The organism is Pseudomonas paraeruginosa, from assembly GCF_003025345.2.
GTDB lineage: Bacteria > Pseudomonadota > Gammaproteobacteria > Pseudomonadales > Pseudomonadaceae > Pseudomonas > Pseudomonas paraeruginosa.
Genome location: NZ_CP020560.1, coordinates 4,467,551 through 4,487,112, shown reverse-complemented (window position 1 = coordinate 4,487,112; position 19,562 = coordinate 4,467,551). Strand labels below are relative to the sequence as shown.

The window sequence follows — 19,562 nt, the reverse complement described above, 5'->3', positions numbered from 1 at the left end:
CGCCCCGTCGTCGCCCGCTGTGCGGTACCGCGCAGGGGCCGCGCCGTTGGTGAAATCCGCTTCCCTACCCCGACCGCACGAGCGAGTTCGCAACTGATCTATCTCAATAACAAAATGAGGTTGTTCCCATGTCGTCTGTCGGCGAACAGAAGGTTCAAGACGGCTCCCTGAAGCGCGAGCTCGGTGAGCGACACATCCGCCTGATGGCGCTCGGCGCCTGTATCGGCGTCGGCCTGTTCCTGGGCTCGGCGAAGGCCATCCAGATGGCCGGCCCGGCCATCATGATCTCCTACATCCTCGGCGGCCTGGCGATCCTGGTGATCATGCGCGCCCTCGGCGAGATGGCGGTGCACAATCCGGTGGCCGGTTCCTTCAGCCAGTACGCCAAGGACTACCTGGGCCCGCTGGCGGGCTTCATCACCGGCTGGAACTACTGGTTCCTCTGGCTGGTGACCTGTGTCGCCGAGATCACCGCCGTCGCCGTCTACATGGGTATCTGGTTCCCCGACGTGCCGCGCTGGATCTGGGCCCTGGCGGCCCTGGCGAGCATGGGCACGATCAACCTCATCGCGGTGCGCGCCTTCGGCGAGTTCGAGTTCTGGTTCGCCCTGATCAAGATCGTCACCATCCTGGCGATGGTGGTGGTCGGCATCGGCATGATCGCCTTCGGCTTCGGCAACGACGGCATCGCCACCGGCATCTCCAACCTCTGGGCCCACGGTGGCTTCATGCCCAACGGCATCCAGGGCGTGCTGATGTCGCTGCAGATGGTGATGTTCGCCTACCTCGGGGTGGAAATGATCGGCCTTACCGCCGGCGAGGCGCGTAACCCGACCAGGACCATTCCCAGCGCGATCAACTCGGTGTTCTGGCGCATCCTGCTGTTCTATGTCGGCTCGCTGTTCGTGATCATGTCGCTCTACCCGTGGAACGAGATCGGCACCCAGGGCAGCCCCTTCGTCATGACCTTCGAGCGCATGGGCATCAAGACCGCCGCCGGGATCATCAACTTCGTGGTGATCACCGCCGCGCTGTCGTCCTGCAACGGCGGCATCTTCAGCACCGGGCGCATGCTCTACAGCCTGGCCCAGCATCGCCAGGCCCCGGCCTTCTTCGGCAAGGCCTCGCGCAGCGGCGTACCGCGCCGGGCGCTGATCCTGTCGATCCTGGCGCTGCTGCTGGGCGTGTTGCTGAACTACCTGGTGCCGGAGAAGGTGTTCGTCTGGGTGACCTCCATCGCCACCTTCGGCGCGATCTGGACCTGGGCGATGATCCTGCTGGCCCAGCTGCGCTTCCGCAGGACCCTGAGCCCGGCCGAGCGCGACAAGCTGCAATACCGCATGTGGCTGTACCCGGTCAGTTCCTACCTGGCGCTGGCGTTCCTGGTGATGGTGGTGGTGCTCATGGCCTTCTTCGAGGACACCCGCATCGCCCTGTACATCGGCCCGCCGTTCATCCTGCTGCTGACCGTCCTGTACTACGCCTTCAACCTGGCGCCGAAGGAACCTGCCGGTGCCGGCGCGGTGAGCCGCGCGGCGTCCTGAGCGGTGTAGCGCCGGAAAGGAAAGAGGGCCTCGGACGAGGCCCTTTTTCGTTGCGCCGATATCCGACCCGGTGCATCCGGCGGACAACGCCGCTGGCGTTGTTCGCCCTACCCAGGCTCGCTCCACGGCGGTAGGGCGAATAACCGCTTGCGGCTAGCCGCCGGGACGTGGCGGGGCATCAGCCCGCCAGCATGCTCAGCATCACCGCTGCCAGCAGCCCGATGTACACCCGCGCGTGCAGCGCGTCGGGAATCCGCCCGATCAGCGGGGTCGCCAGGCGGATGCCGAGCCAGCCGCCGCCGGCCAGGGTGGCGAAGGCCGGCAGGTCGATGTAGCCGATGAAGCCGCGACCCAGGTCCTGCGCCTGGTAGCCGGCCAGGACCAGGTAGGTGAGGGTGCCGCCGAGAGCCACCGGCAGGCTCAGCGGGTTGGCCATGGAGGTCGCCTGGGTCATGCTCAGCCCGCAGCGGCGCAGCAGTGGTACGGTCATCACGCTGCCGCCGACGCCGAGGAAGGTGGCGATCGCACCGATCAGCGTTCCGCCCAGGCGCGTCTCGCCGACGCCCAGCGGCCGCGCCGGGCGTTCGTCGGCGCGGCTGAGGAAACCGCGGCGTAGCAGGCAGTCGAGGATGGTGACGGCGAGATAGACGACGAAGGCCAGGCGGATGAAATCGCCGCTGGCCAGGCCGACCAGCGCCGCGCCGAGCACCGCGCCGACGCCGATGTACGCGCCCAGCGGCCAGAGGTATGCGCGCAGCAGGCTGCCGGCGCGCTGGTGGCGATAGGTGGCGAGGGCGGCGTTGACGATCATCACGCAGGTCGAGGTGGCCACCGCGACCTGCATGGCCGCCTGGGCCAGCGGGTCGTCGGCGGCGCGCCCCAGTTGCAGCAGGTGATAGAGCAGCGGCACCACCACGAAGCCGCCGCCGAAGCCGAACAGCACGGCGCTGACCCCGGTGAGACAGCCGCAGAGGGTGAGCAGGAGATAGAACATGGAAGGCTTCCGCAGCGGGAACGGAGGCTCACGATAGGCCGCTGGGGCTTGGCCTGCTTCACAGGGTTGGCCAATACTGTTCGCGTTTCGGCCAGGCGACCTTACCATGCGCAACGCTCCCATCGACCAGTACGAGGCCACTCCTCGCGAGGTGGTGGCCATGGGTACCGACTATCCCGATGGCTACCTGCTGGCACGCCACCGTCATCGTCGCGCGCAGTTGCTGTACGGCGCCAGCGGGGTCATGCAGGTGCGTACCGTCGATGGCAGCTGGGTGGTGCCGCCGCAGCGGGCGGTATGGATTCCACCGCAGGTCGAGCACGAGGTCAGGATGCTTGGCGTCAGCACCCGCAGTGTCTACATCGAGCCGGGCGTCCTGGCGGCGATGCCGGCGCGTTGCCAGGTGCTGGCGGTTTCGCCGTTGCTGCGGCAATTGCTGATGGCGGCGGTGGACATGCCGGCGGAGTACGACCTGGAGGGGCGCGACGGTGCCCTGGCGAGCCTGCTGCTGCACGAACTGGCCGCGGCCGAGCCCTTGCCGTTGCATGTGCCGCTGCCGACGGAGGCGCGCTGGCTGGCGTTGTGCGAAGCGTTCCTCGACCGTCCCGATATCCGCATGGCCGCCATGGACTGGGCCGCTCGCCTGCATATCAGCCTGCGTGGCTTCAACCGGCTGTTCCGGCGCCATACCGGGCTCAGCTTCGGCGCCTGGAAGCAGCGCGCCTGCGTGGTGCAGGCCCTGGCGCGGCTGGCCGGCGGCGAAACGGTCACCGCCATCGCCCTGGACTGCGGCTACGAGAGCCCGGCAGCCTTCTCGACCATGTTCCGCCGGGTCCTCGGCCAGCCGCCCAGTGCCTTCCAGGCGGGCGCGCTCAGATCGCCAGGAGGTCCATGAAGCGGTTCACCGGCGTGGCTTCCAGCGATGCCTGGTGGCTGCACAGGTCGAAGATCCTCTGGCAGCGCTGCGGCGGGAAGCGCGTGGCCAGGTTGGCCTTGAACTTCTCCTGCAGCAGCGGAATGCCTTCGGCGCGCCGGCGGCGATGGCCGAGCGGGTACTCCACGGCGACCTGGCCGGTGCTGCTGCCGTCGTCGAAGAACACTTCCACGGCGTTGGCGATGGAACGCTTGTCCGCCTCCAGGTATTCACGGCTGTAGCGCGGCTCCTCGACGATCTCCATTTTCTCGCGCAAGCGATCGATCAGTGGGTGGGCGGCGTGGAAGGCATCCTCGTAGTGCTCGGCGACCAGGTCGCCGAAGATCAGCGGCACGGCGGTCATGTACTGCAGGCAATGGTCGCGGTCGGCGGGGTTGGCCAGCGGGCCGACCTTGGAAATGATGCGGATCGCCGACTCGTGGGTGGTGATGACGATGCGGCTGATCCGTTGCAGGCGGTCCTTCACCAGCGGGTGCAGGCGCACGGCGGCCTCGGCGGCGGTCTGCGCGTGGAATTCGGCGGGGAAGCTGATCTTGAACAGCACGTTTTCCATCACGTAGCTGCCGTAGCCCTGGGGAAAGCCGAAGCGCCGCTTGTCTTCGGGCTTGGTCGCCAGGTCCTTGTTGGTGTGGCTGAACAGGACATCGTAGAAACCCCACTGTGGCGCGCTGAGCACGCCGGGAATGCCCATCTCGCCGCGCAGGGCGATGTCCGCCAGGCGCACGCCGCGGCTCGTTGCGTCGCCAGCGGCCCAGGACTTGCGTGAGCCGGCGTTCGGCGCGTGACGGTAGGTGCGCAGGGCCTGGCCGTCGACGAAGGCGTGGGAGAGGGCGGCCAGCAGTTGCTCGCGGTCGGCTCCCATCAGCTTGGCGCAGACGGCGGTGGAAGCGACCTTGACCAGCAGCACATGGTCGAGGCCGACGCGATTGAACGAGTTCTCCAGGGCGATCACGCCCTGGATCTCGTGGGCCATGATCATCGCTTCCAGTACCTGGCGCATGCTCAGCGGCGCTTCGCCGTTGGCCAGGCGTTTCTGCGAGAGGTGGTCGGCGACGGCGAGGATGCCGCCGAGGTTGTCCGAGGGATGGCCCCACTCGGCGGCCAGCCAGGTGTCGTTGTAGTCCAGCCAGCGGACGATGCAGCCGATGTCCCAGGCGGCCTTGACCGGGTCGAGCCGGAAGGAGGTGCCCGGCACCCGCGCGCCGTGCGGGACCAGGGTGCCCTCGACCAGCGGGCCGAGGTGCTTGGTGCATTCCGGGAAGCGCAGCGCCAGCAGGCCGCAGCCGAGGGTATCCATCAGGCAGTTGCGGGCGGTGTCCAGGGCCTCCGTGGAATCGATGCGGTAGTCCAGCACGTAGTCGGCGATGTCCTGCAGGACGGCGTCGTAGTCGGGACGTTGGTTGAGATCGACGTTGGCACTCATCGCGTACTCCAGTGGTTCGTAAGTGGTGGGTTTCCTCTCGGGTCAGGCTGGTTCGGGGATGGTTTTTCTTGTCGTGGCTGCAAGACGCCCCGGCCTTTCGCGGTGGCGGAAGGCCGGGGCAAGGATAGGTCGGTTCAGAAGGCGTTGCCGGGTACGCGAACCCAGCCTTCCATGAGGATTCGCGCGCTGCGGCTCATGATCGCCTTGGTCACCGTCCATTCGCCGTTCGCCTGGCTGGCCTCGGCGCCCACTCGCAGGGTGCCGGAGGGATGGCCGAAACGCACCGCACTGCGTTCGCCGCCGCCGGCGGCGAGGTTCACCAGGGTGCCGGGAATGGCTGCGGCGGTGCCGATGGCCACCGCCGCGGTACCCATCATCGCGTGGTGCAGCTTGCCCATGGACAGCGCGCGGACCAGCAGGTCGATATCCCCGGCCGCCACCAGCTTGCCGCTGGCGGTGCGGTAGTCGCGGGGCGGGGCGACGAAGGCGATCTTCGGCGTGTGCTGGCGGGTCGCGGCTTCCTCGGGGGTCTTGATCAGCCCCATGCGCAGGGCGCCGGCGACGCGGATCCGTTCGAAGCGCGCCAGTTGCTGCGGGTCGCCGTTGATCTCTTCGCGCAGCTCGGTGCCGCGGTAGCCGATGTCCTCGGCATTGACGAACACCGTGGGAATCCCGGCGTTGATCATGGTCGCCTGGAAGGTGCCGATCCCCGGCACCTCCAGGTCGTCCACCAGGTTGCCGGTGGGGAACATGGCACCGCCGTCCTCGCCGTCGTCGGACGGGTCGAGGAACTCCAGCACGATCTCGGCCGCCGGGAAGGTCACTCCGTCCAGCTCGAAGTCGCCGGTTTCCCGGACCTGGCCGCCGCTCACCGGCACGTGGGCGATGATGGTCTTGCCGATATTGGCCTGCCAGATGCGCACCTCGCAGATGCCGTCTTCCGGTATCCGCGCCGGATCCACCAGCCCGGCGTGCAGGGCGAAGGCGCCGGCCCCGGTGGAGAGGTTGCCGCAGTTGCCGCTCCAGTCGACGAAGGGCTTGTCGATGGAGACCTGGCCGTAGAGGTAGTCGACGTCATGGCCCGGCTGGCTGCTCTTCGAGAGGATCACGCACTTGCTGGTGCTGGAGGTGGCGCCGCCCATCCCGTCGATGTGCGCGGCATAGGGGTCGGGACTGCCGATCACCCGCATGAACAGCCGGTCGCGCGCCTCGCCGGGGACCCGGCAGGATTCCGGCAGGTCTTCCAGGCGGAAGAACACGCCCTTGCTGGTGCCGCCGCGCAGGTAGGTGGCGGGGATGCGGATCTGGGGTGGGTGGGCCATGCGTCGTCGTCCTCGGCAATCGAATTCAGGGGCAGCGGCTGCCTTTGGCAGCCGCTGCCGGTCGTCGGCGGTTGACGCTACGCGTCGTCCGTCCTACCAGGGTGTTTCGCCGGCGCCATCAGGCGCCGGCCGCCTCCAGGAAGTCCTGGGCGAAGCGTTGCAGTACGCCGCCTGCTTCGTAGATGGAGACTTCCTCGTCGCTGTCCAGGCGGCAGGTCACCGGCACTTCCAGCCGCTCGCCGTCGCGCCGGTGGATGACCAGGGTCAGGTCGGCGCGCGGCCGGCGAGCGCCGACCACGTCGAAGGTCTCGCTGCCGTCGATCCCCAGGGTCAGGCGGGTGGTGCCCGGCTTGAACTCCAGCGGCAGCACGCCCATGCCGATCAGGTTGGTGCGGTGGATGCGCTCGAAGCCCTCGGCGACGATCGCCTCCACCCCGGCCAGGCGCACGCCCTTGGCCGCCCAGTCGCGCGAAGAACCCTGGCCGTAGTCGGCACCGGCGACGATGATCAGCGGCTGCTTGCGCTCCATGTAGGTCTCGATGGCTTCCCACATGCGCATCACCTTGCCTTCCGGCTCGACCCGCGCCAGCGAGCCCTGCCTCACGCTGCCGTCGGCGTCGCGCACCATCTCGTTGAACAGCTTCGGGTTGGCGAAGGTCGCGCGTTGCGCGGTGAGGTGGTCGCCACGGTGGGTGGCGTAGGAGTTGAAGTCCTCTTCGGGCAGGCCCATTTTCGCCAGGTACTCGCCGGCCGCGCTGTCGGCGAGGATCGCGTTGGACGGCGACAGGTGGTCGGTGGTGATGTTGTCCGGCAGCACCGCCAGCGGGCGCATGCCGCGCAGGGTGCGTTCGCCGGCGAGGGCGCCTTCCCAGTACGGTGGGCGGCGGATGTAGGTGCTCGTCGGGCGCCAGGCGTAGAGCGGGTCGACCTTCTCGCGCTCGCCGTGGGTGATGTCGAACATCGGGATGTAGACCTGGCGGAACTGCTCGGGCTTCACCGCCGCCCTGACCACCGCGTCGATCTCTTCGTCGCTCGGCCAGAGGTCCTTCAGGCGGATCTCCCTGCCGTCCACCACGCCGAGCACGTCGCGCTCGATGTCGAAGCGGATGGTCCCGGCGATGGCGTAGGCCACCACCAGCGGCGGCGAGGCGAGGAAGGCCTGCTTGGCGTAGGGGTGGATGCGCCCGTCGAAGTTGCGGTTGCCGGAGAGCACCGCGGTGGCGTACAGGTCGCGTTCGACGATCTCCCGCTGGATCGCCGGGTCGAGGGCGCCGGACATGCCGTTGCAAGACGTGCAGGCGTAGGCCACCACGCCGAAGCCGAGGGCTTCCAGGTGCGGCAGCAGGCCGGCTTCGCGCAGGTATTCGGTGACCACCTTGGAGCCCGGTGCCAGCGAGGTCTTCACCCATGGCTTGCGGACCAGGCCGAGGCGGTCGGCGTTGCGCGCCAGCAGGCCGGCGGCGATCACGTTGCGCGGGTTGCTGGTGTTGGTGCAACTGGTGATCGCGGCGATGATCACCGCGCCGTCCGGCATCAGGCCCTCGGCTTCCTCGGCGCGGGCCCGCTCGAGGTTGCCGGCGATGCCTTTCGCCGCCAGTTCGCTGGTGGCGACCCGGGCGTGCGGGTTGGACGGGCCGGCCATGTTGCGCACCACGCTGGACAGGTCGAACTTCAGTACCCGCTCGTACTCGGCGTCTACCAGGCTGTCGGACCAGAGTCCGGCGGTGCGCGCATAGGCCTCCACCAGGGCGACCTGCTCGTCGTCGCGACCGGTGAGGCGCAGGTAGTCGATGGTCTGCTGGTCGATGGCGAACATCGCCGCGGTGGCGCCGTATTCCGGAGCCATGTTGGAGATGGTCGCGCGGTCGCCGAGGGTCAGGCTGGCGGCGCCTTCGCCGTAGAACTCCAGGTAGGCGCCGACCACCTTCTGCTTGCGCAGGAACTCGGTCAGGGCCAGCACCACGTCGGTGGCGGTGATGCCCGGCTGGCGACGGCCGCTCAGCTCGACGCCGACGATGTCCGGCAGGCGCATCCAGGAGGCGCGGCCGAGCATCACGTTCTCCGCCTCCAGGCCGCCGACGCCGATGGCGATCACGCCCAGGGCGTCGACGTGCGGGGTATGGCTGTCGGTACCCACGCAGGTATCGGGGAAGGCCACGCCGTCGCGCGCCTGGATCACCGGCGACATCTTCTCCAGGTTGATCTGGTGCATGATGCCGTTGCCCGGCGGGATCACGTCGACGTTGCGGAAGGCCTGCTTGGTCCAGTCGATGAAGTGGAAGCGGTCCTCGTTGCGGCGGTCCTCGATGGCGCGGTTCTTGGCGAAGGCCTCGGGGTCGTAGCCGCCGCATTCCACCGCCAGCGAGTGGTCGACGATCAGTTGCACCGGCACCACCGGGTTGACCTGGGCCGGGTCGCCGCCCTTGTCGGCGATGGCGTCGCGCAGGCCGGCGAGGTCGACCAGCGCGGTCTGCCCGAGGATGTCATGGCAGACCACCCGCGCCGGGTACCAGGGGAAGTCGAGGTCGCGCTTGCGCTCGACCAGTTGGCGCAGCGAAGCCTCCAGAGTCGCCGGGTCGCAGCGGCGCACCAGGTTCTCGGCGAGCACGCGGGAGGTATAGGGCAGCTTGGCGTAGGCGCCGGGCTGGATCGCCTCGACCGCCTCGCGGGCGTCGAAGTAGTCCAGGCGGGTGCCGGGGAGCGGTTTGCGGTGTGCGCTGTTCATGGCTCGGACTCAATCACGGGGTGTTCGGAAGCGTGTCGCTCGCGCCGTGGCGCAGCCCACGCCGGCCTTTCGAATTCTGGGTGCGGCAACCGTCCGGCGCGCCCGCGGTCGGCGGCGCGCCGGACGGCGTGGATCAGCGTTGCTCCAGCGGCACGAACGCGCGCTGCTCGACGCCGGTGTACTCGGCGCTCGGGCGGATGATGCGGTTGTTGGCACGCTGTTCGAAGACGTGGGCGGTCCAGCCGCTGGTCCGCGAGCAGACGAAGATCGGCGTGAACAGCTTGGTCGGGATGCCCATGAAGTGATACGCCGAGGCATGGTAGAAGTCGGCGTTGGGGAACAGCTTCTTCTGTTCCCACATGGTCTTGTCGATGGCTTCGGAAACCGCGAACAGGACCTTGTCGCCGACCTCGTCGGCGAGCTGCTTCGACCAGCCCTTGATCACTTCGTTGCGCGGGTCGGATTCCTTGTAGATCGCATGCCCGAAGCCCATGATCTTGTCCTTGCGCTCGAGCATCTTCAGCAGCTCGGCGGTGGCTTCCTGCGGCGAAGAGAAGCGCTCGATCAGTTCCATCGCCGCCTCGTTGGCACCGCCGTGCAGCGGGCCGCGCAGCGAGCCGATGGCGCCGGTGACGCAGGAGTACAGGTCGGACAGGGTCGAGGCGCAGACCCGCGCGGTGAAGGTGGATGCGTTGAACTCGTGCTCGGCGTAGAGGATCAGCGAGACGTTCATCACCTTCACGTGCAGCTCGCTGGGTTTCCTGCCGTGCAGCAGGGCGAGGAAGTGTCCGCCGATGGTCGGCTCGTCGCTGTTGCAGTCGATGCGCTGGCCTTCGTGGGTGAAGCGGTACCAGTAGGTCATGATCGCCGGGAAGGCGGCGAGCAGGCGGTCGGCGACGTCGCGCTGCTGGTCGAAACTCAGCTCCGGTTCCAGGGTGCCGAGGACCGAGGCGCCGGTGCGCATCACATCCATCGGGTGGGCGTCCTTGGGAATCCGTTCGAGGACCTCCTTCAGTGCCTGCGGCAGGTCGCGCTGGCCCTGGAGCTTCTTCAGGTAGGCGTCGAGCTGCTGCTTGTTCGGCAGTTCGCCGTAGAGCAGCAGGTAGGCGACTTCCTCGAAGATCGCCGCTGCCGCCAGGTCGCGGACGTCGTAGCCACGGTAGGTCAGGCCGGCGCCTTCCTGGCCGACGGTGGACAGGGCTGTCTGGCCGGCCACCTGGCCACGCAGGCCGGCGCCACTCAGTACTTTTGCTTCAGCCATTGCTCTCTCCTTTCTTGAATTTTTTCTGGATGCTGCAACTCGGTTTCACGGGGTTCGCGGGCCGGCGCTCAGGCGCACGCCGACCACTATGCTCAGGCGTTCTTCTTCTGCGCGAAGAGCGCATCGAGCTTCTGCTCGAAGCTGTGGTAGTCGATGCGATCGTACAGCTCCATGCGGGTCTGCATGGTGTCGATCACGTTCTTCTGGGTGCCGTCGCGACGGATCGCGGTGTAGACGTTCTCCGCCGCCTTGTTCATGGCGCGGAAGGCCGACAGCGGGTAGAGCACCAGGGACACGTCGGCGGAGGCCAGCTCGTCGGTGGTGAACAGCGGGGTGGCGCCGAATTCGGTGATGTTGGCCAGCACCGGCACCTTCACCGCGGCGGCGAATTCCTTGTACATGGCCAGTTCGGTCATGGCTTCCGGGAAGATCATGTCGGCGCCGGCCTCGACGCAGGCGCAGGCGCGATCGATGGCGGCCTGCAGGCCTTCCACGGCCAGCGCGTCGGTGCGCGCCATGATCACGAAGGAGTCGTCGCTGCGGGCATCGACGGCGGCCTTGATGCGGTCGACCATCTCCTGCTGCGAGACGATCTCCTTGTTCGGCCGGTGGCCGCAGCGCTTGGCGCCGACCTGGTCCTCGATATGCATCGCGGCGGCGCCGAACTTGATCATCGACTTCACCGTGCGGGCGACGTTGAACGCCGAGGAGCCGAAGCCGGTGTCGACATCCACCAGCAGCGGCAGGTCGCAGACGTCGGTGATCCGGCGCACGTCGGTGAGCACGTCGTCGAGGCCGCTGATGCCCAGGTCCGGCAGGCCCAGGGAACCGGCGGCGACGCCGCCGCCGGACAGGTAGATGGCCTTGAAGCCGGCGCGCTTGGCCAGCAGGGCGTGGTTGGCGTTGATGGTGCCGACCACCTGTAGCGGGTGTTCGGTGGCCACGGCTTCGCGGAAGCGCTGGCCGGGGGTAAGGGACGTCTGGCTCATCACGGACCTCTTAGACGGTGGAGGAAGCGGAGGCGAGCTTCGCCGGCTGGGTTTCCAGCTGGCGCTCGATGTTGCGGCGCGACGCACTGATGTGGCGGCGCATCAGCAGCTCGGCCAGTTCGCCGTCACGGTCGGCGATGGCGTCGAGAATGCGGTGGTGTTCGGCGAACGCCTGGCGCGGCCGGTTCGGCGTGGTCGAGTATTGGATGCGGTACATCCGCACCAGTTGGTAGAGCTCGCCGCAGAGCATGCGGCTGAGGGTGGCGTTGCCGCTGCCCTGGATGATCCGGTAGTGGAAGTCGTAGTCGCCTTCCTGCTGGTAGTAGCCGCGCCCGGCCTGGAACGCCTCGTCGCGCTCGTGGGTGTCGAGCACCCGGCGCAGCTCGTCGATCTCGGCCTGGCTCATGCGTTCGGCGGCCAGGCGGCAGGCCATGCCTTCCAGGGACTCGCGGATCTCGTAGAGTTCGATCAGTTCGGCATGGCTCAGCGACACCACCCGCGCCCCGACGTGCGGCACCCGCACCAGCAGGCGCAGGCCTTCCAGGCGATGGATCGCCTCGCGCAGCGGCCCGCGGCTGATGCCGTAGGTGCGCGCCAGCTCCGGCTCGGAAATCTTGCTGCCCGGCGCGATCTCGCCGCTGACGATGGCGCTCTGGATCTTGCGGAAGACGTGTTCCGAGAGGGTCTCGCCGTCGTCATGGGCAATTTCGAGGGAGGGTGGGTTCTGGGTCATGCCTGGGCTGCCTGTGTCGATGTGTCGACAATGTGTGCGAAACCTACCGCCTGGATTGGGCTGGGTCAATCATTCTTCGCTTGATTGTCGACAATCGTCTAATGCCGCGTTGGGCTATGCTTTCCCGTTCGGCCGCCGCTGCCAGGAGAAGGTTCGTGGGTATCTATGACCGTTATGTGTTGCCGCGCCTGATCGATTTCGCCTGCGGCATGGGCGACGTGATGAAGCAGCGCTCGCTGCTGGTGCCGCGCGCCCATGGCCGGGTGCTGGAGATCGGCCTGGGCACGGGGCTGAACCTGGGCTTCTACGACGCGGCGAAGGTGTCGGCGATCGTCGGTGTCGATCCGGCGGCGCAGATGCAGGGCCTGGCCCGCGAGCGCGCGGAGCGGATCGGCATCCCGGTGCAGATGCTCGCCCTGGAGCTTGGCGAGATCCGCGCCGAGGCGGAAAGCTTCGACAGCATCGTCTGCACCTTCACCCTCTGTTCCATCGCCGCGCCGCTGCCGGCGCTGGGCGAGATGCGCCGGGTGCTGAAGACGGGCGGCGAGCTGCTGTTCTGCGAGCACGGCCGCGCGCCGGACGCCTCGGTGCAGGCCTGGCAGCGGCGCCTGACACCCTGGTGGAAACCGCTGGCCGGCGGCTGCCACCTGGACCGCGACATGCCGGTGCTGCTGCGCGAAGCCGGCTTCAGCATCGACGAGCTGGAACAGGGCTACCTGCCCGGGCCGCGCCCGTTGACCTACGTCTACCGTGGCCTGGCGCGTTGAGCGTCGGCCTCAGAGCGGCTTGGGCAGCGGCGCGAACAGCGCGTCGATATCGGCCTCGTCGAGCTTCCAGCCGTCGCCGTTGCCTTCGCTGAACAGGCCGTCGGCGAGGGCGGCCTTTTCCTGCTGCAGGTGCTGGATCTTCTCTTCCACCGTGCCGCGGGCGATCAGCCGGTAGACGAACACCGGCTTGTCCTGGCCGATGCGGTAGGCGCGGTCGCTGGCTTGGTTCTCCACCGCGGGGTTCCACCAGGGATCGTAGTGGATCACGGTGTCCGCCGCGGTCAGGTTGAGGCCGACCCCGCCGGCCTTCAGGCTGATCAGGAACACCGGCACCTGGCCGCTCTGGAAGCGCTGCACCGGGGCGCGGCGGTCGCGGGTCTCGCCGGTCAGCAGGACATAGTCGACGCCGCGCTGGCGCAGGGCGTCCTCGACCAGCGCGAGCATCGAGGTGAACTGCGAGAACAGCAGGACCCGGCGGCCCTCGGCGATCAGTTCGTCGAGCATGTCGAGCAGGTAGGCCAGCTTGCCGGAGCTGGCCGCCCGGCCGCTGCGCGCGCTGTCTTCCTGGCGTTGCAGCAGGCGCGTGTCGCAGCAGACCTGGCGCAGCTTGAGCAGCGCCTCGAGGATCACGATGCGGCTGCGCGCCAGGCCGCGCCGGGCGATCTCCTCGCGGACCTTGCGGTCCAGCGCCAGGCGCACGGTCTCGTAGAGTTCGCGCTGCGCCTCGCTGAGTTCGACGAACTGGGTGAACTCGCTCTTGGGCGGCAGCTCCGAGGCCACCTGTTCCTTGGTCCGGCGCAGCAGGAACGGCCGCAGGCGCGCGGCCAGGTGGCTGAGGCGCGCCTCGTCGCCGTGCTTCTCGATCGGCGTGCGGTAGTCCTGGGCGAACTGGCGGGCGTCGCCGAGCCAGCCGGGCATCAGGAAATGGAACAGCGACCAGAGCTCGCCGAGGTGGTTCTCCAGCGGCGTGCCGGTCAGGCACAGGCGATGCCGCGCCGCCAGCTCGCGGGCGGCGACGGCGGCCTTGGTGGTGGCGTTCTTGATGTTCTGCGCCTCGTCGAGGATCAGCAGGTGGAAGCGCCGCTTGCCCAGCTCGGCGGCGTCGCGCGGCAGCAGGGCGTAGGTGGTCAGCACCAGGTCGTGCTCGTCGATGCGGGCGAAATCGCGGCGCCGGCCGGCGCCGTGCAGGGCCAGCACGCGCAGATCGGGAGCGAAGCGACCGGCCTCGTCCAGCCAGTTGGGGATCAGGCTGGTGGGCATCACCACCAGCGCCGGCGCGTCGAGCCGCCCGGCCTGCTTTTCCAGGAGCACGTGGGCCAGCGACTGCAGGGTCTTGCCCAGGCCCATGTCGTCGGCCAGCACGCCGCCGCTGTCGAGTTCGCGCAGGGTCTGCATCCAGCTCAGGCCTTCGAGCTGGTAGGGCCGCAGTTCCGCGCGCAGGCCTTGCGGCGGGGTCGCCGGGCGGGCCTGGAAGTTGCGCAGGCGGCGGGCGAAGTCGCGCAGGTTGTCGCCGCCCTCCCAGGCCAGCGGCAGTTCGTCGAGGTCGGCCAGGCGCGCCGCGTCCGGAGCGCCCAGACGCAGCTTGCGCTGCGGCTCGGGGTCGCCCAGGTAGAAGTCGGAAAGCGCCGCCAGCACCGGTTTCAGACGGCCGAAGGGCAGCGCCACGCGCAGCGGCGGGTTGAGCTCCAGACGCAGCACCAGTTGCTCTTCGTCGGCGTGCCGGGCGAGGGCGCGCGGGTCGAGCAGGGCCGGGCTGCGGCGGATCAGCTCGGTCAGCGCCGGCAGCAGGCTGACCCGCTGGCCGGCGACCTGGATGCCCAGCTCCAGCTCGAACCACTGGCGGTCGTCGGCTTCCTCGACCTCGGCGTACCAGGCGTCGATGGGCGTCAGGTCGTAGGCGAAGTCGGCGCGGATGTCGATGAACCAGCCCTGCTGGCGCAGGCGCGGCAGGTCTTCCTGCATGAAGTGCAGCCAGGCGTTGTCGCCGGGCAGTTCGAACATCTCGCCGGCGCTTTCCTCGAGCGCGTCGCTGCGCCGGGTCGCCGGCTTGAAGCCGAGGCGACGCAGGGTCTCGCGATATTCCTGCTCGTGCGCCGGGCGCCGTTCGATGCGCCGGCGGGCTTCCCGCGGCTCGCTGCCGGGACGCCCGGAAACCGCCTCGCCGGCATAGATGAAGGCCAGCGCCGCGCGGTGCCGGGAAATGCTCTGCATGCGTCCGCTGCGCAGGTCGTAGCCGCTGTGGACGTGGCTGCCGAGGGTCAGCCGCGCATACGGCCGGGCCGGGTCGATGGCCAGGCTGAGCTGGGTGTCTGGGGCGGAGGGTGAAGTCATCCGGTATGTCCTTCGGCGGAACCAGCCGAAACCGCAAACAGCCGATATTACCAAGCTCGAGGCGCTTGCGCAGAGCGGAGATGGACGTATGGCGCGGTCGATGGCCGTGCCGGACAAGTGTGTCCGGATATGACCGGCATGCTGCCGCGCCCGCCAGTCCCGGGCGGGACGCGACCTGGCGGTCGTCCGGAGCAAGTACAAATGCGAACGTAATTGAGATACAGTCGCAAACCTTCCGGATCGATGACCGTCCCGCCTTGCGCGGGCGCGGCGTCGCCGTGCCAGCCAGACAGAGGTAGCGACGATGCAAGGCCCCGTTTTCCCGAGGGACGCCACCCCATGACCCGCCCGCTCCCGGCCGGCGGACTTTCCGTCAGCGGCCGTATCCTCGCCGCGATCCTGCTTGGCTATGCGCTGGCCTACGCGGCCACCGCCTGCCTGAGCATCTACCTGCCGCTGCCGCGTCCCGACCGTGTCTCGTTCGGCAGCCTCGGCTGCTTCGCCGTGTGGGTCGCGGCCATCGTCTATGCCTTCGCCGCGCGCAGCGCCTGGCGCGCCTGCTGGGTGCTGGCGCTGGCCAGCCTGGCCCTCGGCGGCCTGGCCTGGCTCGGCCTCGACTACGGAGCGCGCGCATGAGCCTGCGTCAATCGATGTCCGGCCTGCACACCTGGTCGGGGCTGCTGGTCAGCTGGCTGCTGTTCGTCATCGTCTTCGCCGGCAGCCTGGCCAGTTTCGACAAGGAACTGACCCGCTGGATGCAGCCGGAGCTGCACCAGCCCGGCGCACAGTCGCTGGGCGCCGACCAGGTGCGCGACTGGCTGCGCCAGCGTGCCCCTGACGCCCATGCCTGGTGGATGCTTCCGCCGAGCGAGCGCGCGCCTTACTGGAACGCCGGCTGGGAGCCGCGCGACGGCGGCGAGTTCCAGGTCTTCCAGCTCGACGCGGCGAGCGGCCAGCCGCTGCCGAAGACGGTCGGCGGCGAGTTCTTCTTCACCCTGCACTACGACCTGCACGCCGGCATGGTCGGTCTCTATATCGTCGGCATCGCCGGGATGCTGATGCTGGTGGCGCTGGTCAGCGGGACCATCGTCCATCGGCGGATCTTCAAGGATTTCTTCACCCTGCGTCCGCAGGCGGGGCGGCAGCGCGCCTGGCTCGACGCGCACAACGTGCTGGGGGTGGTCGGCCTGCCGTTCCACCTGATGATCGCCTATACCGGCCTGGTGATCTTCATCGTCTACTACATGCAGGCGGGCCTGCAGGTGGTCTACCAGAACGACGGCGAACGGTTCTTCCAGGAAGTACAGGGCTCCTACGAACGCGAGGAAGTCGGCCGCCCGGCGGGGCCGCCGGCGTCCATCGACGGCCTGATCGTCGAGGCCGGCAAGGTCTGGGGCGACGGCGGCGCGCCGGGCTGGATCAGCGTGCACCATCCCTACGACGCGGCGGCCACCGTGGATATCCGCCGCCGCGATGCCTCGCGCATCCTCGACGACCAGCGCACGGTCAGCTTCGACGCCTCCAGCGGTGAACTGCTGCACGCCCAGCCGTCCTACGCGCCCGGCTACGCCACCTACGGCTGGCTGACCGGCCTGCACATGATCCAGTGGGGCGGCCAGCTGGTGCGCTGGATGTACCTGCTGCTCGGGCTTTCCGGGGCGATGATGATCTTCGGTGGGCTGCAGGTCTGGCTGGCCAAGCGCGAGGCACGCGGCGGCCGCGGCATCGGCCTGGTGCGCAGGTTGAACCTGGCGGTCTGCGGCGGCCTGCCGCTGGCCAGCCTGGCGCTGCTGTGGGGCAACCGCCTGCTGCCGACGCAACTGGCCGGCCGCGACGCCTGGGAAGTTCGCGTGTTCTGCGCCAGCTGGCTCCTGGTCGCGCTGTGGGCCATCGTCCGCCGCAACAGCGGGACCCTCGGTCGCACGCAACTGCGCCTCGCCGCCGTGCTGGCGCTGGGCCTGCCGTTGCTCGGCCTGCTGCGCAGCCCGGAAGGCAACCTGCTGGCCAGCCTGCAGCGCGGCGACTGGGTGCTTGCCGGGGTCGACCTCAGCCTGCTCGGGATCGGCCTGCTCTGCGCCTGGCTCGGCTGGCGACGTCCGCAGCTGGCGGCGAAGCCCGCGCGGCGCCGCCTGGACGCCCGGGAGGTGGCCTGATGCTGCTGGTCTTCGGCCTCAACCTGCTGGCCTTCACCGCCCTCTGCCTGGCCATGAACCGCCACCACAGGAACCTCCTCGGCCACGAGCCGCCGGCTTCCCGGGTGCTTCTGCTACGCGGCGTGGCGGCGCTCGACCTGGGCCTGGCGCTGGCTTTCTCGATCCATCGCCAGGGCGTGGATATCGGCATCGTCTTCTGGGCCTGCCTGTCGATGCTGGCGGCCGGCACGCTGGTCCTGCTGCTCGCCTGGCGGCCACGCTGGGCGTTGCCTTGCGCCGCCGGAGTGCCGTTGCTCGGCGGGGTGCTGGCGCTGCTGCGCTGAAGGGCGCGCCGCCCATCCGTGCCTCGGGGGCGGTCCGGTCCAGCGTCTATGCTGGTGGTCGTGCTTTCCCCCGGAGGTATGCGCCATGCACACGCCCGCCAGCAACACCGTCGCCAGCGTCATTCCCTGCCTGCGCTACCGCGACGCCCCGGCCGCCATCGACTGGCTGTGCCGGACCTTCGGCTTCCAGCGCAAGCGGGTGGTCGCCGGCGAGGATGGACGGATACTCCATGCCGAGCTGACCTATGCCAGCCCGAGCGGCGCCAACGGCATGCTCATGCTCGGCTCCAGCGTGCGCGACAACGCCTATGGCCGCTTGATGCGCCACGTCGACGAAGCCGGCGGCAATACCCAGAGCCTCTACCTGGTGGTGGCCGATCCCGACGCGCTGTTCCGCGCCGCCCAGGCCGCCGGCGCCGAGATCGTCATCGACATCGCGGACGAGGACTACGGCGGCCGTGGCTTCACCTGCCGCGACCCGGAGGGCCACGTCTGGAGCTTCGGCAGCTATGATCCCTGGGCATGAGGCCCCGTCCATTCACCACAGGAGACGCTGCATGAAAACGCTGACGCTGATCGGCGGCCGCGAGGTCGCCGCCATCGGCCAGGGCACCTGGCACCTTGGCGAATATCCCAGCGAACGCAAGCGCGAGGTCGCGGCGCTGCGCGAAGGCATCGAGCTGGGAATGACGCTGATCGATACCGCCGAGATGTACGCCGAGGGCGGTGCCGAGGAGGTGGTCGGCGCGGCCATCGCCGGGCGTCGCGAGGAGGTCTTCCTGGTCAGCAAGGTCTACCCGCATAACGCCAGCCGCAAGGGCCTGCCGGCGGCCTGCGAGCGCAGCCTGCGACGGCTAGGCTGCGACAGCATCGACCTCTACCTGCTGCACTGGCAGGGCCAGTATCCGCTGGAGGAAACCGTCGAGGCCTTCGAGCGCCTGCGCGAGGAAGGCAAGATCCAGCGCTGGGGCGTGTCCAACTTCGACCTGGGCGACCTGCACGAACTGGAGGGCAGCGACTGCGCCGCCAACCAGGTGATGTACAACCTGGAGGAGCGCGGCATCGAGTACGACCTGCTGCCCTGGTGCCGGGAGCGCGGCATGCCGGTGATGGCCTACTGTCCGGTGGGGCAGGGCGGCAAGTTGCTGCAGCATCCGGCGCTCGGCGAGATCGCCGCGCGGCATGAGGCCAGCAGCGCCCAGGTGGCGCTGGCCTGGCTGCTGGAGCAGGGGGTGATCGCGATTCCGAAGGCGGTGACCTCCGCGCACATCCGGCAGAACGCCGCGGCGGCCGGCCTGGAGTTGTCCGCCGAGGACCTGCGGGCGCTCGACCGGGCCTTCCCGCCACCGTCCCGCAAGCGGCACCTGGCGATCGTCTGAGGGGAAGAGAGAGCAGGCGGCCGGCGGTTTTCCCGCGGGCCGTTTGAACATGACGAAGTTGTCCGGGAATTATTTAAAAAGGAATAAGTAAATATTTATTTCTTATGTAGGATTTTTCTTGGGAATAGTCTGCTTTCTTCGCCACCTACAAAAAAGCCCCGTCGGGGACGGGGCTTTTCTCTTGCATTCGCGCTGATGCTTGCATGATTCAGGCAGCCAGTGTCTTCTTGCGAACTCGATTGATCACTTCTTCCATTTTGCCGGAGTCGTCGTATTGCTCCGGATACAGGCGCTCGCTGTGACAGGCCACGCCATGCTGGTCAACGATGGTGAAACTGAAGTTTCCTTTACGAGTTGCCTGGATCAGGCAGTCGAACGGCGCAAATGCGGCGGTTAGGGTGCGAATTGCATCCTGAGTACGATGTTGAATGGACATGTTCTTATTTCCTTTACTTTCACGCTTGTAGGTCAGCGTATATTGCAAATGTTCCCGCTCCGTGACAGTGCCAAGAAAGCTTTGTGTCGGGGGAACGTACTGGTTATGCCGGCTTTTTTCGAAAAGAGCAAGCTGGCAGTTCAGGTACTAATCAGAGGATGGACTGACGGAAAAGTTTCCTGGCCAGGATCCTGATCAATCTGCGGGTGGTATTGCGGGACGCCGGTCTTCCCATCGGCCCTGCGTGG

At 68.2% G+C, this 19,562-nt stretch carries 17 protein-coding genes; 8 read left to right on the top strand and 9 right to left on the bottom strand.

Features of this window, described 5'->3' with window-relative positions; translation table 11 throughout:
- Positions 1 to 128 precede the first annotated feature (128 nt).
- The gene (locus B7D75_RS21310) at positions 129 to 1,544 is read left to right on the top strand and encodes an amino acid permease (RefSeq protein WP_034081419.1); all 1,416 of its coding nucleotides are present in this window, start codon (positions 129 to 131) and stop codon (positions 1,542 to 1,544) included.
- Between the two features lie 178 nt (positions 1,545 to 1,722).
- On the opposite strand, the gene B7D75_RS21305 is transcribed toward B7D75_RS21310, so the two are convergent.
- Positions 1,723 to 2,538 (bottom strand): sulfite exporter TauE/SafE family protein, encoded by an 816-nt coding sequence (locus B7D75_RS21305; RefSeq protein WP_107114402.1) that lies wholly within the window; start codon positions 2,536 to 2,538, stop codon positions 1,723 to 1,725.
- Positions 2,539 to 2,644: 106 nt separating this feature from the next.
- Here B7D75_RS21305 and B7D75_RS21300 point away from each other — a divergent pair, with 106 nt between their 5' ends.
- Complete coding sequence (locus tag B7D75_RS21300; protein ID WP_107114401.1) at positions 2,645 to 3,433, top strand: AraC family transcriptional regulator; 789 nt, start codon at positions 2,645 to 2,647, stop codon at positions 3,431 to 3,433.
- Here B7D75_RS21300 and prpD read toward each other — a convergent pair.
- From prpD to B7D75_RS21270, 6 genes are all read right to left on the bottom strand, one after another.
- Complete coding sequence (gene prpD, locus B7D75_RS21295; RefSeq protein WP_034081422.1) at positions 3,411 to 4,895, bottom strand: 2-methylcitrate dehydratase; 1,485 nt, start codon at positions 4,893 to 4,895, stop codon at positions 3,411 to 3,413. The genes B7D75_RS21300 and prpD overlap by 23 nt on opposite strands.
- Before the next feature lie 134 nt (positions 4,896 to 5,029).
- Complete coding sequence (prpF, locus tag B7D75_RS21290) at positions 5,030 to 6,217, bottom strand: 2-methylaconitate cis-trans isomerase PrpF (protein ID WP_107114400.1); 1,188 nt, start codon at positions 6,215 to 6,217, stop codon at positions 5,030 to 5,032.
- A gap of 118 nt (positions 6,218 to 6,335) precedes the next feature.
- Positions 6,336 to 8,942, bottom strand: coding sequence for a Fe/S-dependent 2-methylisocitrate dehydratase AcnD (acnD, locus tag B7D75_RS21285; protein WP_107114399.1), 2,607 nt, complete (start codon positions 8,940 to 8,942; stop codon positions 6,336 to 6,338).
- A 133-nt stretch (positions 8,943 to 9,075) separates the two neighbouring features.
- On the bottom strand, positions 9,076 to 10,203 hold the full coding sequence (prpC, locus tag B7D75_RS21280; protein WP_012077014.1) for a bifunctional 2-methylcitrate synthase/citrate synthase: 1,128 nt from the start codon (positions 10,201 to 10,203) through the stop codon (positions 9,076 to 9,078).
- 92 nt (positions 10,204 to 10,295) lie between these two features.
- A complete protein-coding gene (gene prpB, locus B7D75_RS21275; protein ID WP_003103044.1) occupies positions 10,296 to 11,192 on the bottom strand; it encodes a methylisocitrate lyase in 897 nt (298 codons plus the stop codon).
- A 10-nt stretch (positions 11,193 to 11,202) separates the two neighbouring features.
- The gene (locus B7D75_RS21270; protein ID WP_012077013.1) at positions 11,203 to 11,925 is read right to left on the bottom strand and encodes a GntR family transcriptional regulator; all 723 of its coding nucleotides are present in this window, start codon (positions 11,923 to 11,925) and stop codon (positions 11,203 to 11,205) included.
- Between the two features lie 116 nt (positions 11,926 to 12,041).
- Here B7D75_RS21270 and B7D75_RS21265 point away from each other — a divergent pair, with 116 nt between their 5' ends.
- Positions 12,042 to 12,692 carry a class I SAM-dependent methyltransferase gene (locus B7D75_RS21265; RefSeq protein WP_107114398.1) on the top strand — a complete coding sequence of 217 codons (651 nt, stop codon included), beginning with the start codon at positions 12,042 to 12,044 and terminating at the stop codon, positions 12,690 to 12,692.
- Positions 12,693 to 12,701: 9 nt separating this feature from the next.
- Here B7D75_RS21265 and B7D75_RS21260 read toward each other — a convergent pair whose 3' ends face one another.
- Positions 12,702 to 14,693: a DEAD/DEAH box helicase gene (locus tag B7D75_RS21260; protein ID WP_079381711.1), complete on the bottom strand. Its 1,992-nt coding sequence runs from the start codon at positions 14,691 to 14,693 to the stop codon at positions 12,702 to 12,704.
- Positions 14,694 to 15,362: 669 nt separating this feature from the next.
- On the opposite strand from B7D75_RS21260, the gene B7D75_RS21255 reads away from it, so the two are divergent.
- The 5 genes from B7D75_RS21255 (at position 15,363) to B7D75_RS21235 (ending at position 18,878) form a co-directional block, all read left to right on the top strand.
- A complete protein-coding gene (locus B7D75_RS21255) occupies positions 15,363 to 15,659 on the top strand; it encodes a DUF3649 domain-containing protein (RefSeq protein WP_012077011.1) in 297 nt (98 codons plus the stop codon).
- Positions 15,656 to 17,176, top strand: coding sequence for a PepSY-associated TM helix domain-containing protein (locus B7D75_RS21250; protein ID WP_107114397.1), 1,521 nt, complete (start codon positions 15,656 to 15,658; stop codon positions 17,174 to 17,176). The genes B7D75_RS21255 and B7D75_RS21250 overlap by 4 nt, the downstream gene beginning before the upstream one ends.
- On the top strand, positions 17,176 to 17,499 hold the full coding sequence (locus B7D75_RS21245) for a DUF3325 domain-containing protein (protein WP_107114396.1): 324 nt from the start codon (positions 17,176 to 17,178) through the stop codon (positions 17,497 to 17,499). Before B7D75_RS21250 ends, B7D75_RS21245 begins: the two co-directional genes overlap by 1 nt.
- An 85-nt stretch (positions 17,500 to 17,584) precedes the next feature.
- Positions 17,585 to 18,025 carry a VOC family protein gene (locus B7D75_RS21240; protein WP_107114395.1) on the top strand — a complete coding sequence of 147 codons (441 nt, stop codon included), beginning with the start codon at positions 17,585 to 17,587 and terminating at the stop codon, positions 18,023 to 18,025.
- Positions 18,026 to 18,056: 31 nt separating this feature from the next.
- On the top strand, positions 18,057 to 18,878 hold the full coding sequence (locus B7D75_RS21235; protein WP_003149735.1) for an aldo/keto reductase: 822 nt from the start codon (positions 18,057 to 18,059) through the stop codon (positions 18,876 to 18,878).
- Positions 18,879 to 19,086: 208 nt separating this feature from the next.
- Here B7D75_RS21235 and B7D75_RS21230 read toward each other — a convergent pair whose 3' ends face one another.
- Positions 19,087 to 19,314 (bottom strand): hypothetical protein, encoded by a 228-nt coding sequence (locus B7D75_RS21230; RefSeq protein ID WP_003085644.1) that lies wholly within the window; start codon positions 19,312 to 19,314, stop codon positions 19,087 to 19,089.
- Between the last annotated feature and the right edge of the window lie 248 nt (positions 19,315 to 19,562).

Bases quoted from the DNA above. Each gene is read 5' to 3' on its own strand.
- B7D75_RS21310 (WP_034081419.1), top strand. From the start codon at position 129: ATGTCGTCTGTCGGCGAACAGAAGGTTCAAGACGGCTCCCTGAAGCGC.
- B7D75_RS21305 (WP_107114402.1), bottom strand. From the start codon at position 2,538: ATGTTCTATCTCCTGCTCACCCTCTGCGGCTGTCTCACCGGGGTCAGC.
- B7D75_RS21300 (WP_107114401.1), top strand. From the start codon at position 2,645: ATGCGCAACGCTCCCATCGACCAGTACGAGGCCACTCCTCGCGAGGTG.
- prpD (WP_034081422.1), bottom strand. From the start codon at position 4,895: ATGAGTGCCAACGTCGATCTCAACCAACGTCCCGACTACGACGCCGTC.
- prpF (WP_107114400.1), bottom strand. From the start codon at position 6,217: ATGGCCCACCCACCCCAGATCCGCATCCCCGCCACCTACCTGCGCGGC.
- acnD (WP_107114399.1), bottom strand. From the start codon at position 8,942: ATGAACAGCGCACACCGCAAACCGCTCCCCGGCACCCGCCTGGACTAC.
- prpC (WP_012077014.1), bottom strand. From the start codon at position 10,203: ATGGCTGAAGCAAAAGTACTGAGTGGCGCCGGCCTGCGTGGCCAGGTG.
- prpB (WP_003103044.1), bottom strand. From the start codon at position 11,192: ATGAGCCAGACGTCCCTTACCCCCGGCCAGCGCTTCCGCGAAGCCGTG.
- B7D75_RS21270 (WP_012077013.1), bottom strand. From the start codon at position 11,925: ATGACCCAGAACCCACCCTCCCTCGAAATTGCCCATGACGACGGCGAG.
- B7D75_RS21265 (WP_107114398.1), top strand. From the start codon at position 12,042: ATGCTTTCCCGTTCGGCCGCCGCTGCCAGGAGAAGGTTCGTGGGTATC.
- B7D75_RS21260 (WP_079381711.1), bottom strand. From the start codon at position 14,693: ATGTTCGAACTGCCCGGCGACAACGCCTGGCTGCACTTCATGCAGGAA.
- B7D75_RS21255 (WP_012077011.1), top strand. From the start codon at position 15,363: ATGACCCGCCCGCTCCCGGCCGGCGGACTTTCCGTCAGCGGCCGTATC.
- B7D75_RS21250 (WP_107114397.1), top strand. From the start codon at position 15,656: ATGAGCCTGCGTCAATCGATGTCCGGCCTGCACACCTGGTCGGGGCTG.
- B7D75_RS21245 (WP_107114396.1), top strand. From the start codon at position 17,176: ATGCTGCTGGTCTTCGGCCTCAACCTGCTGGCCTTCACCGCCCTCTGC.
- B7D75_RS21240 (WP_107114395.1), top strand. From the start codon at position 17,585: ATGCACACGCCCGCCAGCAACACCGTCGCCAGCGTCATTCCCTGCCTG.
- B7D75_RS21235 (WP_003149735.1), top strand. From the start codon at position 18,057: ATGAAAACGCTGACGCTGATCGGCGGCCGCGAGGTCGCCGCCATCGGC.
- B7D75_RS21230 (WP_003085644.1), bottom strand. From the start codon at position 19,314: ATGTCCATTCAACATCGTACTCAGGATGCAATTCGCACCCTAACCGCC.